This window comes from Streptomyces sp. NPDC088252 (assembly GCF_044740965.1).
Lineage (GTDB): Bacteria > Actinomycetota > Actinomycetes > Streptomycetales > Streptomycetaceae > Streptomyces.
The window spans coordinates 99559-115948 of the sequence record NZ_JBIURS010000015.1 but is presented as its reverse complement, the minus strand read 5'-3'; the positions used below and the strand labels follow the sequence as shown (position 1 = coordinate 115948).

Here is a 16390-nt window from a genome sequence, read left to right as displayed (position 1 = left end):
AGGCACATGCCCTCGACTGCTGCCGTACCCGCCCGTGTGCTCACCGTCGCCGGATCCGACTCCGGCGGCGGCGCGGGCATTCAGGCCGATCTGAAGACGATGCTGGCGCTCGGCGTGCACGGCATGAGCGTGCTGACCGCCGTCACGGCCCAGAACTCGCTGGGGGTGCAGGGCGCCTGGGAGTTGCCCGTCGAGGCCGTACGCGCCCAGTACCGCAGTGTGGTGGACGACATCGGTGTGCGGGCGGTGAAGACCGGCATGCTGTCGTCGGCCGCGCTCGTGGAGACCGTGGCCGAACTCCTCGCGGACACCGACGCCCCGGTCGTCGTGGACCCGGTCGGGGTCTCCAAGCACGGGGACCCGCTGCTGGCCGCCGAGGCACTCGATTCGGTGCGGACGAAACTGCTTCCGGTCGCCACGGTCGCCACCCCGAACCTGGACGAAGTGGCGCAGCTCACCGGTGTGAACGTCACGGACGAGACCGGAATGCGACAGGCCGCCACCGAGATGCTCGGGTTCGGGCCGCGCTGGGTCGTCATCAAGGGCGGGCACCTGTCCGGCGAACCCGTGGATCTGGTGACGGACGGCGCGCAGGAGCACTGGTTGCGCGCGCTGCGGCACCTCAACCGGCACACGCACGGCACCGGCTGCACACTCGCCTCCGCCATCGCCTGCGGACTGGCCCTGGGACAGGACGTACCGACAGCGGTGCGGGGCGCGAAGGACTATGTCACCGGGGCGATCGCGGCGGGCTTCCCGCTGGGCGCCGGGATCGGCCCCGTCGACCACGGCTGGCAAACGCGCACCGTGTGAGCACGCTGGGCACAGCAAAAAGCCGGTCCACCGAGGCGGACCGGCTTTTTGGGCAACCGGAAGGCTGCGCTACGACGGGAACGTCAGCGCGCGACCTTGCCGGCCTTGATGCACGAGGTGCAGACGTTGAGCCGCTTCGGCGTCCGACCGACCACGGCACGCACGCGCTGGATGTTGGGATTCCAGCGACGGGACGTACGGCGGTGCGAGTGCGAAATGTTGTTGCCGAAGCCCGGCCCCTTGCCGCAGACGTCGCAGTTGGCAGCCACGGGTCACTCCAAAGACTTCAGGTGCACTTACAGTGAATTCCGGCGCGCCGGATTCATTTGACTGAAGTGGCGGTACCGGAGGAATGGCCCGACTCTCGTCGGGCAACCGAAGCAGCATACAACGGCCGCGTCGGTAGAACGAAACTACCATGGGTTCCGCCGCCCCCCGCCCGCCCCTGTCTCCGCCGGACCCGGCGCTCGGGGACTACTCTGCGGTGCAGCCGGCCACGTACGGCCGATTCCGAGGAGGACCGACAGGTGCTGCAGACCGCCGACGACATGGACGCCGTCGCGGTGCGTACCTGGTGCTCACTGGCCCTGGAGGCGCTGGGCCGGGAGCGCGCGGCGATCGACGCGATCAATGTGTACCCGGTCGCGGACGGGGACACCGGCACGAACCTCTATCTGACCGTGGAGTCCGCGACCCAGGCCGTCGAAGCGGTCTTCGCCGCACACGAGACCGGCACGACGGCCCCCGTCGCCGCCGACGCGGTACGGGCCATGGCGCACGGGGCGCTGATCGGCGCCCGCGGCAACTCCGGCACGATCCTGGCCCAGCTGCTGCGCGGGATGGCGGGGGTGCTGGGCGACGGGCACGACGCGGACCATCTGCGCCGGGCGCTCACCGCCGCCGCTGCCGCCGCCCGGCAGGCCGTCGCCCACCCCGTCGAGGGCACCGTGCTGACGGTGGCCTCCGCGGCCGCCGAGGCCGCCGGGCGCACGGCGGACGACGCCGGAACCGCGGAGGTCGCACGGGCGGCGTACGAGGGGGCACGGGCGGCCCTGGAGGAGACCCCCGGACAGCTGGAGGTCCTCGGGCGCGCAGGCGTCGTGGACGCCGGTGGCCGTGGCCTGGTGACGGTGCTCGGGGCGCTCGTCGAAGCGGTCTCCGGGAGGGCGCCCGAGCACATGTACACGGCCGCGCCCGCGCCCCAGGTCGCGATGGTGGAGAGCTGCGCGCAGGGCGGACCGGCCTTCGAGGTCATCTACCTGCTGGAGGCCGCGGACGACGCCGTGGACCGGCTGCGGAACCGGCTCGACCGGCTCGGCGACTCGCTCGTGGTGGTGGGCGGCGACGGGCTGTGGAACGTCCATGTGCATGTCGACGACGCGGGTGCGGCGGTGGAGGCCGGCGTCGAGGCGGGGCGGCCGTACCGGATCCGGATCACCCACTTCGGTGCGGACCGGGTGCACGCCCAGGCCGAACCCGTGCAGCGCGCGGTCGTCGTGGTGGTCCCCGGCGACGGCCTTCGCGGGCTGTGCAAGGAGGCCGGCGCGACGACGGTCCTGGCGCGCCCCGGCGAGCCGCCCGCCAGCGGCGAACTGGTCGACGCGATCCGCCGGGCGCACGCCCGCGAAGTGGTTCTGCTGCCCAACGACGCCGAGTTGCGCCACACTGCGGCCGCCGCCGCCGAACAGGCCCGCGCGGAGGGAGTCAGGGTCGCCCTGATCCCGACCCGGGCCGCCGTCCAGGGCATCGCCGCCCTCGCCGTCCACGAACCCGACCGCAGCTTCGACGAGGACGTGGTGGCGATGACCGCCGCCGCCGGTGCCACCCGCTACGCCGAACTGGCCGTCGCCGAGCGGCAGTCGTGGACCATGGCGGGCATCTGCCAGGCCGGCGACGTCCTGGGCCTGATCGACGGCGATGTCGCGGTGATCGGCGAGGACGTGCCGGAAACGGCCCGCGCCGTGCTGGACCGCATGCTGGCGGCGGGCGGCGAACTGGTCACCCTGGTTCTGGGCGAGGACGTCCCCGACAGCCTGGCCGACGCACTGGAGGAGCACGTGCGCGAGGGCTATCTGGCGGTCGACACGGTGGTGTACCGGGGTGGCCACCAGCGCGCTCCCCTGCTGATCGGCGTGGAGTAGGGCCGGGGCCGGACGTCCTCAGCCGCCGGACGGGCCCGATCTCCCGTCCACGTAGCTCAGCAGCGCCTCGGCCTCCGCACGACGCTCCCGGCCCGTCTCGTCGGGCTCCCCGGTCCCGTAGATCTCAAGGATCCTGCGGGCCCGGGTCCGCGCGGCGTCCGGGTGGCCCAGGTCGGCCTCCAGCCAGGCGGCCGTCAGCTCGGTGGCGGTGCGCAGTCCGAGGAACTCGGGGCCGGCCTCCGTGAAGCGGTCGATCGCCCGGTGCACATGGCCGAGAGCCTCCTCGGACTCCGGTGCCCCGCCCGGTTCGCCCTCGCAGAGGTGCGTGATCAGCTCACCGGTCTGACGGTGGGTGTCCGCGAGCTCCGCCAGCAACCGAGGCGCCCCCTCCACCGGTCCGGACGTCAGGGCCGCCTCGCACTCCCGCTCGGCCGCCGCCATGAACTCCCGTGCCGCGTCCGGGCCCGACTGCCCCTCCCGGATCGCGATCCAGGCCCGCACCCGCAGCGTCCGGACGAGCGCCGGGACGTCACCCAGCTCGCGCCACAGCTCCCCGGCCCGCGCATAGGCCCGCTCCGCCTGGGAATCGAGATCGGCCCGGCAGAGCGCCTCCGCGGCGAGATCGGCGAGCATCGCGTGGTCGTGCTGCTCGGGCCAGTGGCGGGCGATGTCGGCCGCCTTCAGCCAGTGCCCCGCCGCCTCGCGCGGCTCGCGCAGCTCGGTCAGGGACTCACCGAGCCACCACAGCGTCTGCACCACCATGCCGTCCCCGTGCTCCTCGGCCGTGATGTCCGGCAGCACGGCCTCCAGCACCGCCGCCGCCTCCGCCGCCCGGCCCAGCCGCAGCAGCCAGCCGCCGAGCCGATGGCGGGCATGGACCCCGAGCGTCGCGCTCTCGCCCGCCTCGTCCGCCCAGTGCCCGGCGTCCAGCGCGTGCTCGGTCGCCTCGTCGAACTGCCCGGCGGCGCCGAGGACTTCGGCGAGTCCGAGGTGCAGCTGGGCCCGTCCCGCAGCAGGGACGAACGCCGCTCCGTGCTCCAGCGCGGCGCGTGCGGCGCGTTCGGCCCTCTCGTGCTCGTCGAGCCGGATGGCGAGCGCGGCCGTCTTGGCCTCGTACTCGACGGCGTACCACGGCAGCCCGGCGGCATGGGCCCCGGCGGCGGCCCGCTCGTACAGCTCCAGCGCGCCCCGCGGATCGCCCCGGTACCTCGCGACGTCGCCGAGAAGATCCAGCGCCTCCGTGAACCGGGTGACGACCGAACCCTCCGCGCACAGCGGTTCGGTGAACGCGAGCAGTTCCCGCGCACCGTGTTCCAGACCGGCGACAGCCGCCTCCGCGGACTCCTCGTCCGGGGCCTCGCGCACCAGCCGGCCGAGAACGCGGGCCCGGCACATCAGCACGGTGCTCGCCTGCCGGGCGGTGGCCCCGCCCCCGGCGTGCAGCGCGAGGGCGCGGTCCAGGAGCGATGCGAGCTCGGCCAGCGCCTCCTGCGCGCGACCGGTCTCCAGCGAGCGGGCGTACGCGGCCCTGGCCGCCGCGGCCGTGGCCTCGCCCGGGTCGCCCGCGGCCTCGTACAGTCCCGCGGCGGTCCGGAAGGACGCGACCGCCTCGGCGGGCGGCAGGGAACCGTCCATCGCCCGGTGGTCCTCGACGCACGCGCGGTCGTGGTCCGACAGCCCGGCCGCCGCCCCGTCCGACTCGGCGGCGCGGCGGGCGACGGCTCCCCAGGCGGCCTCCGCGTCCGGGTGCTGGGCGTCCGAGAGGCGGTGCGCCTCGGCCAGCAGGCCTGCCAGGTCGAGCGGCGCGTCCACCGCCCCGCTCGGGGCCGCGTCCGGCTTCCCGGCCGTGGCGGTGAGGCGTGCGGCCCGTACGCCGAGCGGCAGCCGGTCCAGCAGCGGCCGCCGGTCCAGACGCTCCCGCACCAGACCGCTGATGTACGCGTTGCCGTTGCGCTCGTCGAATCGGGCGGCCAGCGCGAGCGCCCGCGCACGGGCGTGCACGGCCAGCGAACGCGCCGTCCAATCGGTCCCCGCGGGCCCCGGTACGGCCTGCTCGCCGTGGCCGAGAGCGGTCAGCCGGTCCATCAGCAGGGCGGTGACGGCCAGGAAGTCCATCAGGCTGCCGGGGTTCCCGCTGTCGGTGAAGTACGCGGGCCGCTCGGCGATGATCTCAAGGGCACGGGCCTCGTTGCCGGTCAGGGCGCAGAACTCGATGTGCTGGGCCGCGGAGTCCCGCATGCTCTCCATCGACCGGACCATCCGGTACCCCCGCAGATGGTGGGCGCGCGCCTGCTCCGCGCGCCCCGTCCGCAGCAGCGGGAGGAGCGAGGCCGCCAGCACCGCGTGCGGCTCATGTGCGCAGGTGTGCTCACCGGCCAGCACCGGCGCCCAGGTCTCCAGAGCCTCCGCGTCCAGACCGCGCTGCACCTGCCAGCCACCCTGTTCGTGCAGCTCACAGGCGTGGCAGTTGGCCATCCGGTCCCGGTCGGCCGCCTGCCAGGCCGCAAAGGCCCGCTCGGCCCGCGCCAGGTCGCCCAGGTGCCGGGCGATCTCCAGCTCGCCCTGGCGCACGGCCCGCTCGGAGTGACCGGCCAGCCGGTAGCGGTGCTCCATCTCGCCCTGCCACTTCTCGATGGCGGCGAGCGGGATGTGCGGCTGGTCGACCATGGAGCTGGAGACCCACTTGAACATCCAGAACAGATGGTGGGTCATGAAATCGCCGAAGGCTCCGGGCTGTTCGTCCCACATGCGCAGCAGCCGCGCGAAGGGCACGAACATCTTGTCCTTCTCGGAGCTGTAGTTGTAGACCTGCAGCTGATGGGTGAGCGCCTCGACGAGGAGGGCGGCGTCCCCGGTCTGCTCGGCCTCGGCGAGCAGCCGTTCCGCACGGGCGTTGCGCGCGGGGCCCTCCGGTTCCGCGTCGTTCTCCCGCAGGGCCTGGCGGATCGTGGTGCTGTCGAGGCTCATCGGCCGTCCTCCTGGGGGTCCGTGGGGGAGTGCCCCGGTACCGCGGGGTGGGTGGCCCACTCCAGCAGGCCGACGAACGCCCGGTTCAGCAACGCCGAATCGGCGGGCCGCAGCGGGCGCTGCGCCATCAGCAGCGCCTGCCCGTACAACGCCTCGGTCGCGGTCGCGGCCAGCTCCGGGCTGTCCAGCGAACCGATCCGCCGGACCAGTGGGTTGAGGTGGTTGAGTACGAGCCGGGCGCGCGGCGCACTGCCGCGCAGCGAGCCGAGGATGCCCGCCCACAGGTCGTCCGCCTGCCCCTCCGCCTCGGCGCGGGCCTGCTCGTGGCGGGCCGCCCGGTCGTCGAGGTGCAGCGCGGGCACGGTCAGCGGATGGAAGGCGCGCAGCGCCACGTCGCAGCCCAGCGGGTCCAGCCGGGCGCGGGCCGCGGCCAGGAAGACGCCGAGCGCCAGCTCCTGTGCCGGATCGACGGAGTCCAGACGAGCGGTGACGGTATCGGCGTCCAGCTCCGCGACCGTGGTCCCGGGACGGACCGAAGGCAGCCGCTCGACCAGCTCCGTGTCGTACGTGTAGCCGCCGTTGACCACCCCGATGCCCTGCGCCGAGGCGATCGGCGCGACCTGCCGGTACTCCTCCACGGTCCGCGTGAAGTGCACCACCGGGTGGCGCCGGGCGAACTCCTCCAGCGACAGCCGTCCCTCCGTCGTCTCGAACGGCAGCCACGGCAGCATCGTGCGCAGCATGGCGCTGTCGTGCCGGGCGAGCGACTTCACCCCCAGGTGGTGCACGGAGAGGAACTCCGCGAGCCGCTCCGGATCACCCGCGGCGAGCCCGGTGAGCCAGTCCCCGATCCGGTCGCCGAGCGCCTCCCGCACGGCGGCCAGGGTCTCGTCCGCGTACAGCGCCTCGCGCGAGGCGGTGGGCCGCAGGCTGTCCGTGTCGAGGACGCAGCGCACGAAGAACGCCCAGTCGGGCAGCAGCTCGTCGGCCCGGTCCGTCAGCAGCATCCCCTTCAGATGCACGCGATGGCCCGCGCGCTGCGCCGGGCTGACGGCGGACGGAAGGACATAGGCGACACCGCGGATCCCGGCGAGCGGCAGGTCCAGGTCGATCGCGTCGAGCGGCGAGAAACCGAACTGGTCGTGGCAGTGGCGCGTGAGCGCCACCCGCCGCGCCGCAGGGGTCGGGTACGGCCGGTCCCACGCCGCGGGAAGATCGGTGACGGCCGCCTCGCCGACCCGTACGTCGTAGGGCAGGAGCGAGCCGAAGTCACGGGCGAGGGAGAGGACCCGCTCCTCGGCGAGCCAGTCCGCGCTGCCGGGGCGGGCGGTCAGATGCACGGTGGTGCCGGGCTCCGGACGGGCGCTGTCCGGCAGCGTACGCACGGTGTACGAACCGTCGTCGCGGGCGCACCACTCCACGGGCGGTGAGTCGGGTGTCCGCGCCGACCGGCTGATCACCCGGATCTCCGCCGCCACGACGAAGCAGGCCAGCAGGCCGATGCCGAACTGGCCGAGGAACTCGGCACGCGCCGACGCCAGCCCCTCGCCCCCGTCGCGTTTGGAACTGCGGCCGATCGTCGCGAGCAGGCTGTGCACATCGCTCTCGGTCAGACCGATCCCGCTGTCCTCGACCCGCAGCCGTCCGCCGTCCGCGTACAGCCGTACCAGGGCGGGCGCGTCCGGCTGCTCGGCGCGGCGGGCCGTGATGGCGTCCACGGCGTTCTGCAGCAGCTCACGGAGGTAGACACGAGGGGAGGAGTAGAGATGGTGGGAGAGGAGGTCGACCAGTCCGCGCAGATCCACCTGGAAGGTGTGCGGCGACCGATCGGAGAAGGATTCGGAATGCTCGGGGGACGCGGAATTCGCTGAGGTCTCAGATGTCATCGTCGCAGCGCCGGTGGGGGGACTTGCGACAGCGCGGGTCGGGCGATCCCATGAATATGGTGATCGCGAGCCGGAAGCGTGGGAGCCGATCCTAGGGGTGTGGCGACGATTCCTACCAGGGGATTCCGGTGATCCGGGTGGTGCCCGCCGGACATCTGTCAGTGATGTGGTGTGCAATGGATCGCGTGTCTGCGTTCGATGAACCCCTCAAGAAGCTGCTCGGCGGAGCCACCGCGAAGGTGATGGCCGAACATCTCGACCTGCACACGGTCGGTGATCTGCTGCACCACTACCCGCGGCGGTACGAGGAGCGCGGCCGGCTCACCGCCCTGGCCGACCTCCCGCTGGACGAGCACGTGACGGTGGTCGCCCAGGTCGCCGACGCCCGCATCCTGATGTTCAACAACGGCCGCGGCAAGCGCCTCGAAGTGACCCTCACCGACGGCAACGGCCGCCTCCGGCTGGTCTTCTTCGGCCACGGCGTCCACAAGCCGCACAAGGAGCTGCTGCCGGGACGGCGCGCGATGTTCGCGGGCAAGGTCTCCGTCTTCAACCGGAAGATGCAGCTGGCCCACCCCACGTACCAGCTGCTGGACGCCGAGTCCGTCGACGGGGCCGAGGCCACGGAGGCGGTGGACGCCTTCGCCGGGCGGCTGCTGCCGATCTACCCGGCCTGCAAGCAACTGGACTCCTGGCGGATCGCCAAGGCCGTCGACACCGTGCTGCCCAGTGCCGCGGAGGCCGTCGACCCGCTGCCGCCGGGTCTGCGCGAGGGCCGCGGATTCACCCCGCTCCCGGAAGCGCTGCTGAAGGTCCACCGCCCGCAGACCAAGGCGGACATCGCGCAGGCCAGGGACCGGCTGAAGTGGGACGAGGCGTTCGTCCTCCAGGTCGCGCTGGCCCGCCGCAGATACGCGGACACCCAGCTCCCGGCGGTGGCGCGCAGACCCCGGCCCGACGGGCTGCTCGACGCCTTCGACGCCAAACTGCCCTTCACCCTCACCGAAGGACAGCGGAAGGTCTCCGGGGAGATCTTCGACGACCTGGCGACCGAGCACCCGATGCACCGGCTCCTCCAGGGCGAGGTCGGTTCCGGGAAGACGATGGTCGCCCTGCGCGCCATGCTCGGCGTCGTCGACGCGGGCGGACAGGCCGCCATGCTCGCGCCCACCGAGGTGCTCGCCCAGCAGCACCACCGGTCCATCACCGAAATGATGGGCGAGCTGGCCGAGGGGGGAATGCTGGGCGGCTCCGAACAGGGGACGAAGGTGGTGCTGCTCACCGGCTCCATGGGGGTCGCGGCCCGCCGTCAGGCGCTGCTCGACCTCGTCACCGGCGAGGCCGGGATCGTGATCGGCACGCACGCGCTGATCGAGGACAAGGTGCAGTTCCACGACCTGGGTCTGGTCGTCGTCGACGAACAGCACCGCTTCGGGGTGGAACAGCGCGACGCTCTGCGTTCCAAGGAGAACTCCCAGGGGGAACGGAGGCCTCCGCATCTGCTGGTCATGACCGCCACACCCATTCCCCGTACGGTCGCCATGACCGTCTTCGGCGACCTGGAGACGTCCGTACTGGACCAGCTCCCGGCCGGCCGCTCGCCGATCGCCAGTCATGTCGTCCCCGCCAAGGACAAGCCGCACTTCCTCAGCCGCGCCTGGGAACGGGTCCGGGAGGAAGTGGAGAACGGGCACCAGGCCTATGTGGTCTGCCCCCGCATCGGGGACGACGCCGAGGACGAGGCGGCCGGCGGGAAGGGGAAGAAGAAGGCACCCGAGGACGACGGCGAGAAGCGCCCGCCGCTCGCCGTCCTGGAGATCGCCGAACAGCTCGCCGAGGGCCCCCTGGCCGGTCTGCGCATCGAGGTGCTGCACGGCAGGATGAATCCCGACGACAAGGACGACGTGATGCGCCGCTTCGCCGCGGGCCGGGTCGACGTCCTCGTCGCCACCACCGTCATCGAGGTCGGGGTCAACGTCCCCAATGCCACCGCCATGGTGATCATGGACGCCGACCGGTTCGGCGTCTCCCAGCTGCACCAGCTGCGCGGCCGGGTCGGCCGTGGCTCGGCCCCCGGGCTCTGTCTGCTCGTCAGCGAGGCCCATGAGGCCAGTCCCGCCCGTGCCCGGCTCTCCGCCGTCGCCGCCACGCTCGACGGCTTCGAGCTGTCCCGGATCGACCTCGAACAGCGGCGCGAGGGCGATGTCCTGGGCCAGGCCCAGTCCGGCGTCCGCTCCTCGCTGCGGATGCTCACCGTCATCGACGACGAGGAGGTCATCGCCGCCGCCCGCGAGGAGGCCGTGGGGATCGTCGCGGCCGACCCGGAGCTGGAGCGTCTGCCCGAGCTGCGGATCGCGCTGGACGCCCTGCTCGACAAGGAGCGCGAGCAGTACCTCGACAAGGGCTGACAGGTCCGGCAGGGGGCGACGGGTGCGCGGGCCCGATCCGCCACGACGCCATATCGTGGGTGCCATGGCGCCGCAGCACCCTGTGGGCCACCCACGAACCGAGGACCAGACACTCATGACCCGCGTGATCGCCGGCTCGGCCGGCGGACGCCGCCTGGCCGTCCCGCCCGGCACCGGCACCCGCCCCACCTCCGACCGTGCGCGCGAGGGACTCTTCTCCACCTGGGAGGCGTTCCTGGGCAGCCTCCACGGCACCCGAGTCGCGGATCTGTACGCGGGCTCGGGCGCCGTCGGCCTGGAGGCGCTCTCCCGCGGCGCGGTCCACGCCCTGCTCGTCGAGGCCGACTCCAAGGCCGTCCGCATCGTCCGGGACAACGTCCGCACGCTCGGCCTGCCCGGGGCCGAGGTCCGTACCGGCAGAGCGGAACAGATCGTGACCGGGCCGGCGCCCGCCGAGCCGTACGACGTCGTGTTCCTGGACCCGCCGTACGCCGTGACCGACGACGATCTTGGGGAGATACTGCTCACACTCCGTGCCCAGGGGTGGCTCACGGCCGACGCGCTCGTCACCGTGGAACGGAGCACACGAGGCGGAGAATTCAACTGGCCCAAGGGATTCGAGCCACTGCGGGCCCGTCGCTACGGCGAGGGAACGCTTTGGTACGGTCGCGCCGCCTCTACGTGCGAAGACGCACGATGACCGGACCGGAGAGCGAGGGAATCAAGTTGCGCCGCGCCGTCTGTCCGGGGTCATTCGACCCCATCACCAATGGACACCTCGACATCATTGGCCGTGCCTCGAAGCTGTACGACGTCGTACACGTCGCGGTGATGATCAACCAGTCCAAGAAGGGTCTGTTCACGGTCGACGAGCGGATCGATCTGATCCGTCAGGTGACCGCGGAATTCGGCAACGTCCAGGTCGAGTCCTTCCACGGGCTCCTGGTCGACTTCTGCAAGCAGCGCGACATCCCGGCGATCGTGAAGGGCCTGCGGGCCGTCAGCGACTTCGACTACGAGCTGCAGATGGCCCAGATGAACAACGGCCTCTCCGGCGTCGAAACGCTCTTCGTACCGACCAATCCCACCTACAGCTTCCTGTCGTCCTCCCTGGTCAAGGAGGTCGCCACCTGGGGCGGAGACGTCTCCCACCTGCTTCCCCCCGTGGTCCACCAGGCCCTCACCGAGCGTCTCGCCGGGCGCTGAATCACTGACTGTCCGTCACCAGGTGTCGGGCGGGCGCCGACTGGCCGTACAGTCGTCCCGTCCGTCTCCAATCGGCTGTAGAGAGTGGCGAGCACACGGTGGACGTGCAGAAGAAGCTCGACGAGATCGTCGAGGCGGTCGGCAGCGCCCGGTCCATGCCCATGTCGGCTTCGTGCGTGGTCAACCGCGCCGAGCTGCTCGCGATGCTCGAAGAGGTGCGCGAGGCCCTGCCCGGCTCGCTCGCCCAGGCCCAGGAGCTCATCGGCGGGCACGAGCAGCTGGCCGAGCAGGCCCGTCAGGAGGCCGAGCGGATCATCGAGGCCGCGCACGCCGAACGCACCTCGCTGATCGCCGGGACCGAGGTCGCCATGCAGTCGCGCAGCGAGGCCGACCGCATCCTCGACGAGGCCCGCCGGGAGGCCGCGGAGGTCCGCGCCGAGGCCGACGAGTACGTCGACAGCAAGCTCGCCAACTTCGAGGTCGTCCTCACCAAGACCATCGGCTCCGTCGACCGGGGCCGCGAGAAGCTCCTCGGCCGCGGCCAGGCCTTCGACGAGCAGGGGTACGAGGACCCGGACTTCGCCGAGGCCCCCGAGCGCAGCACCGACCCGGCCACGCTCCAGCGTCGTGCCGACGAGTACGTGGACACCAAGCTCGGTGCCTTCGAGGCCGTGCTCGCCAAGACCCTGGAGGCGGTCGGCCGTGGCCGGCAGAAGCTGCACGGCCGGGTCGCCACCGACGAACTCGGCGCGCACATGGCCGCCCAGGACGCGGCGGGCAACCAGGGGCACATGAGCGACGAGGACCACTGGGCCGGCCTCGCCGAGCTCGCCACCCCGGGGCCGCAGCCCGCGCACCAGCAGGCCCAGCCGCACTTCCCGGCCCAGGCCCAGCCGAGCTACGCGGAGACGTACGGGTACCAGGAGCAGCCGCAGCAGGACGTCTACCAGTACCAGCAGCAGCCGGACCCGTACGCCGCCTACCAGCAGCAGGGCTACGACCAGAGCCAGGTCCAGCCGCCGGCCCAGAACTACGACGGCTGGCAGCAGCAGCCCGTGCACCCCCAGCAGACCCTTCAGCCGCAGGGTGAGAGTGCCCTCGACGAGACCAGCCTGTTCGACACCAGCATGATCGATCTGGAACAGCTCCGCCGGTACGAACAGGAGCGCTGACCGGTCCCCGCGGCGGTCCGGTCGCCACGGCGGTCCGGGCCGTACGGGGGGCCGCCGGACCGGATTGGGAGCTGAGCGGCGCGTCCAGTATCCTGGCTCTTCGGTCGCGCGTATGACCGCGATCCCTGCTGCCCGATTCGAATCCGAATCCGGTCAGCCCTCCCCACACTGCGTGACGCACATGATTTCGAAAGCAGGAAAAGCCCTGAACGGCCACCTCGACCACCGAAACCCCCTCGTGTTCGACACGCACGAGCTGGGTCGGCGTCCCGGTGCCCTCCAGCGGCTCACCCGCACGGTGGACGCACCCGGTTCGCCGGCCCTCGGTATCGACGCGGTCATCGGTGTGCCGGAAGGCGCGCCCGTGGAGCTGGACCTGCGCCTCGAATCCGTCATGGAAGGGGTGCTCGTCACAGGCACCGCCCGTGCGTCGGCCGAGGGGGAGTGCGTAAGGTGTCTGGAGCCGCTGCACCAAGAGGTCGCGGCGGACTTCCAGGAGATGTTCTCGTACCCTGACGCCGATGACCGTGGCCGCAGCAGCAAGGCGGAACCGGCCGACGACGCCGAGGACGACGAGGACAGGCTCTTCATCGAGGACGGCCTGTTCGACCTCGAACCAGTGCTGCGCGATGCGGTGGTGCTCGCACTGCCGATGCAGCCGGTGTGCCGGGAGTCCTGTGCCGGTCTGTGTTCCGAATGCGGAATCAGATTGGACGAGAACCCCGGTCACCACCACGATGCCGTCGACATCCGTTGGGCGGCACTGCAAGGACTCGCCGACACCGTTCAGGACGGCGAGAAGGACAACATGGGCGGCGCCGAAGCGGGCGTCGACGAGAAGCAGGAGAAGTAGCCGTGGCTGTTCCGAAGCGGAAGATGTCGCGCAGCAACACGCGCCACCGCCGGTCGCAGTGGAAGGCTGCGGTCCCCACCCTGGTTTCGTGCGAGCGTTGCCAGGAGCCGAAGCTGCAGCACATCGCGTGCCCCAGCTGCGGCACGTACAACAAGCGCCAGGTCCTCGAAGTCTGAGCGGCTGGTGAGAGGCCCGATGTCTGAGTTGTCCAACGCCAAGAAGCAGGCAGACAACGTCAACACAGCCTCGTCCCACACGCTTCTGGAAGGGCGGCTCGGGTATCACCTCGAGTCCGCCCTTCTGGTGCGTGCGCTGACCCATCGCTCCTACGCGTACGAGAACGGCGGTCTGCCCACCAACGAGCGTCTCGAATTCCTCGGGGATTCGGTGCTCGGCCTGGTGGTCACGGACACGCTGTACCGCACCCACCCCGACCTGCCCGAAGGCCAGCTGGCCAAATTGCGGGCCGCGGTGGTCAACTCGCGTGCGCTGGCGGAAGTGGGCCGCGGCCTCGAACTCGGCTCCTTCATCCGGCTCGGCCGCGGTGAAGAGGGCACGGGCGGCAGGGACAAGGCGTCCATCCTCGCCGACACCCTCGAAGCGGTGATCGGCGCGGTCTATCTCGATCAGGGTCTCAGCGCGGCCTCGGAGCTGGTCCACCGGCTCTTCGACCCGCTGATCGACAGGTCCTCCAACCTCGGCGCCGGCCTGGACTGGAAGACCAGCCTCCAGGAACTCACCGCGAGCGAGAGCCTCGGCGTCCCCGAGTACCTCGTCACGGAGACCGGCCCGGACCACGAGAAGACCTTTACTGCTGCTGCTCGCGTCGGTGGTGTCTCGTACGGCACCGGCACCGGCCGTAGCAAGAAGGAAGCGGAGCAGCAGGCGGCGGAGTCCGCCTGGCGCGAGATCAGCGCCGCCGCGGAAGCACGGGAGGCCGCGGCGAAGGCCGCTGCCGACGGAGGGGCCGCCGACACCCCTGCCGACCCCTCGCCGTCCACGGACGTCGCTCCGGCCTGACCCGAGAACCCCCTCGGTGCCCTGCGCACCGAGGGGGATTTCCTGCCCGGATATGCTTTTCGTCTCCCCGTCCACTTCTCGCACTTCTCCAGGAGCGACACCGTGCCCGAGCTGCCCGAGGTCGAGGTCGTACGACGGGGTCTCGCGCGCTGGGTCACCGGCCGTACGGTCGGCGAGGTCGAGGTGCTGCACCCGCGCGCGGTCCGCCGCCATCCCGCGGGCGGAGTGGACTTCGCGGCCCGGCTCGGCGGTGCCCGCTTCGGAACGGCCATGCGTCGCGGGAAGTACCTCTGGATACCGTTGAACGACGCGTCCAGCTCGTTGCTCGGCCACCTCGGCATGAGCGGACAACTGCTCGTACAGCCGCAGGGCGCCCCCGACGAGAAGCATCTGCGCATCCGGATCCGCTTCGACGACGACCTCGGTACCGAGCTGCGCTTCGTCGACCAGCGGACCTTCGGCGGGCTCTCGCTCCACGAGTGCGCGGCCGACAGCACGGACGGGCTGCCCGACACCATCGCGCACATCGCCCGCGATCCCCTGGACCCGGCCTTCGACGACTCGGCGTTCCAGACGGCCCTGCGGCTGCGCCGGACGACGATCAAGCGCGCTCTGCTCGACCAGTCGCTGATCAGCGGAGTCGGCAACATCTACGCGGACGAGGCGCTGTGGCGCACCAAGCTGCACTACGACCGGCCGACCGCCACCCTCACCCGCCCCAGGTCCGCGGAGCTGCTGGGGCATGTCCGTGACGTGATGAGCGCGGCGCTCGACCAGGGCGGCACCAGCTTCGACAGCCTCTATGTCAATGTGAACGGCGAGTCCGGTTACTTCGACCGCTCGCTCGACGCCTATGGACGCGAGGGCGAGCCCTGCCACCGCTGCGGTACGCCGATGCGGCGCCGGGCGTGGATGAACCGCTCCAGCTACTTCTGCCCGCGCTGCCAGCGTCCGCCGCGCACGGCTTCCTGAAGGCTGTCCGGCGAGTCGTCGCCGGAGAGCCCCGACGTCCGACGGCGTAACGGCCTGATCCACACTCTGTCGTGCACCAGGCCGTAAGTCGCGGGTGGGCCTCTTCGATCGGCGCGGGGCCGTTCCACGAAAATGGCTGCGGGCATGCCCGGCCCCCGTGTTACATGGGTGTCATGGTGTCCACCGACCGACTGCTGGCCTTCGCGGCCATGTCGTTCTTGCTGATCGTGGTTCCAGGCCCCAGCGTGCTGTTCGTGATCGGGCGGGCACTGGCGCAGGGGCGCCGGGCCGCGCTGACCACGGTCGCGGGGAACACGCTCGGAGCCTATGTACTCGTCGTGGCCGTGGCGCTCGGGGTCGGGGCGGTGGTCGAGCGCTCGGTCCTGGTCTTCACGGCGCTGAAGCTCCTGGGCGCCGCGTACCTGGTGTATCTCGGTGTCAAGGCGGTGCGGCAGCGCGGGTCGTTGCATGCCGCGTTCGCGGGTGATGCTCCCGCGCACGGCAGTCTGCGCACGTTGTGGGAGGGGTTCGCGGTCGGCGTGGCCAACCCCAAGACCATCGTGTTCTTCGCCGCCGTACTGCCCCAGTTCGTCGACCGTGATCAGGGGCACGTCACGGCTCAAATGCTGTTGCTCGGCCTGGTCTTCAATGTCATCGCGGTGGCCTCCGACAGCGTGTGGGGGTTGGTCGCGGCCACCACGCGAAGCTGGTTCGCCCGTTCACCGCGGCGGCTCGCCCTGATCGGCGGGGCCGGTGGGTTCACGATGATCGGCCTCGGTCTGACCGTCGCCGTGTCCGGCCGCAAGGACTGAGGTCCCCGGCCGGACCGTCGCCCGGCGGGACACCGCCGGGCTCGACCGCGGCTGCAGTTCGTACGGGCCGAGGTGCGCTGAAAGACCGGGCCGCGGACAGGGGGGAATCCTTCTGGGCCCGCCGCGCCTCTCATAGGCGT

Annotated in this window: 14 protein-coding genes; 11 read left to right on the top strand and 3 right to left on the bottom strand. The window is 71.6% G+C overall.

Going from position 1 to position 16390, the window contains the following annotated elements; genetic code table 11:
• The first annotated feature begins 6 nt into the window (after nt 1–6).
• Nucleotides 7–813 (top strand): bifunctional hydroxymethylpyrimidine kinase/phosphomethylpyrimidine kinase, encoded by an 807-nt coding sequence (gene thiD / locus ACIOHC_RS27825; protein WP_389636666.1) that lies wholly within the window; start codon nt 7–9, stop codon nt 811–813.
• An 83-nt stretch (nt 814–896) separates the two neighbouring features.
• Here the strand turns inward: thiD and rpmB are convergent, their stop codons facing one another.
• Nucleotides 897–1082 carry a 50S ribosomal protein L28 gene (gene rpmB, locus ACIOHC_RS27820; protein WP_030928661.1) on the bottom strand — a complete coding sequence of 62 codons (186 nt, stop codon included), beginning with the start codon at nt 1080–1082 and terminating at the stop codon, nt 897–899.
• A 258-nt stretch (nt 1083–1340) separates the two neighbouring features.
• Between rpmB and ACIOHC_RS27815 the strand changes: the two genes are divergently transcribed.
• Nucleotides 1341–2954, top strand: coding sequence for a DAK2 domain-containing protein (locus tag ACIOHC_RS27815; RefSeq protein ID WP_351074094.1), 1614 nt, complete (start codon nt 1341–1343; stop codon nt 2952–2954).
• An 18-nt stretch (nt 2955–2972) separates the two neighbouring features.
• Here ACIOHC_RS27815 and ACIOHC_RS27810 read toward each other — a convergent pair whose 3' ends face one another.
• A complete protein-coding gene (locus tag ACIOHC_RS27810) occupies nt 2973–5921 on the bottom strand; it encodes a tetratricopeptide repeat protein (protein ID WP_401844386.1) in 2949 nt (982 codons plus the stop codon).
• On the bottom strand, nt 5918–7807 hold the full coding sequence (locus ACIOHC_RS27805) for an HSP90 family protein (RefSeq protein WP_401844383.1): 1890 nt from the start codon (nt 7805–7807) through the stop codon (nt 5918–5920). Before ACIOHC_RS27805 ends, ACIOHC_RS27810 begins: the two co-directional genes overlap by 4 nt.
• Before the next feature lie 176 nt (nt 7808–7983).
• Here ACIOHC_RS27805 and recG point away from each other — a divergent pair, with 176 nt between their 5' ends.
• From recG to ACIOHC_RS27760, 9 genes are all read left to right on the top strand, one after another.
• Nucleotides 7984–10215 (top strand): ATP-dependent DNA helicase RecG, encoded by a 2232-nt coding sequence (gene recG, locus ACIOHC_RS27800; RefSeq protein WP_351074096.1) that lies wholly within the window; start codon nt 7984–7986, stop codon nt 10213–10215.
• 115 nt (nt 10216–10330) lie between these two features.
• The gene (gene rsmD / locus ACIOHC_RS27795) at nt 10331–10915 is read left to right on the top strand and encodes a 16S rRNA (guanine(966)-N(2))-methyltransferase RsmD (RefSeq protein ID WP_351074097.1); all 585 of its coding nucleotides are present in this window, start codon (nt 10331–10333) and stop codon (nt 10913–10915) included.
• A gap of 26 nt (nt 10916–10941) precedes the next feature.
• Entirely contained in the window at nt 10942–11421 is a 480-nt protein-coding gene (gene coaD, locus ACIOHC_RS27790; protein ID WP_351074202.1) for a pantetheine-phosphate adenylyltransferase, read from the top strand.
• Nucleotides 11422–11519: 98 nt separating this feature from the next.
• Nucleotides 11520–12593, top strand: a complete 1074-nt coding sequence (locus ACIOHC_RS27785) for a cell division initiation protein (protein WP_351074098.1) — start codon at nt 11520–11522, stop codon at nt 12591–12593.
• A 181-nt stretch (nt 12594–12774) separates the two neighbouring features.
• Complete coding sequence (locus ACIOHC_RS27780; protein ID WP_351074099.1) at nt 12775–13446, top strand: DUF177 domain-containing protein; 672 nt, start codon at nt 12775–12777, stop codon at nt 13444–13446.
• 2 nt (nt 13447–13448) lie between these two features.
• Nucleotides 13449–13622, top strand: a complete 174-nt coding sequence (rpmF, locus tag ACIOHC_RS27775; protein WP_003965982.1) for a 50S ribosomal protein L32 — start codon at nt 13449–13451, stop codon at nt 13620–13622.
• A 19-nt stretch (nt 13623–13641) separates the two neighbouring features.
• On the top strand, nt 13642–14466 hold the full coding sequence (rnc, locus tag ACIOHC_RS27770; RefSeq protein WP_114246886.1) for a ribonuclease III: 825 nt from the start codon (nt 13642–13644) through the stop codon (nt 14464–14466).
• Between the two features lie 102 nt (nt 14467–14568).
• The gene (mutM, locus tag ACIOHC_RS27765; RefSeq protein WP_401844378.1) at nt 14569–15438 is read left to right on the top strand and encodes a bifunctional DNA-formamidopyrimidine glycosylase/DNA-(apurinic or apyrimidinic site) lyase; all 870 of its coding nucleotides are present in this window, start codon (nt 14569–14571) and stop codon (nt 15436–15438) included.
• Nucleotides 15439–15611: 173 nt separating this feature from the next.
• Entirely contained in the window at nt 15612–16250 is a 639-nt protein-coding gene (locus tag ACIOHC_RS27760; RefSeq protein WP_351074101.1) for a LysE family translocator, read from the top strand.
• Nucleotides 16251–16390: the final 140 nt, after the last annotated feature.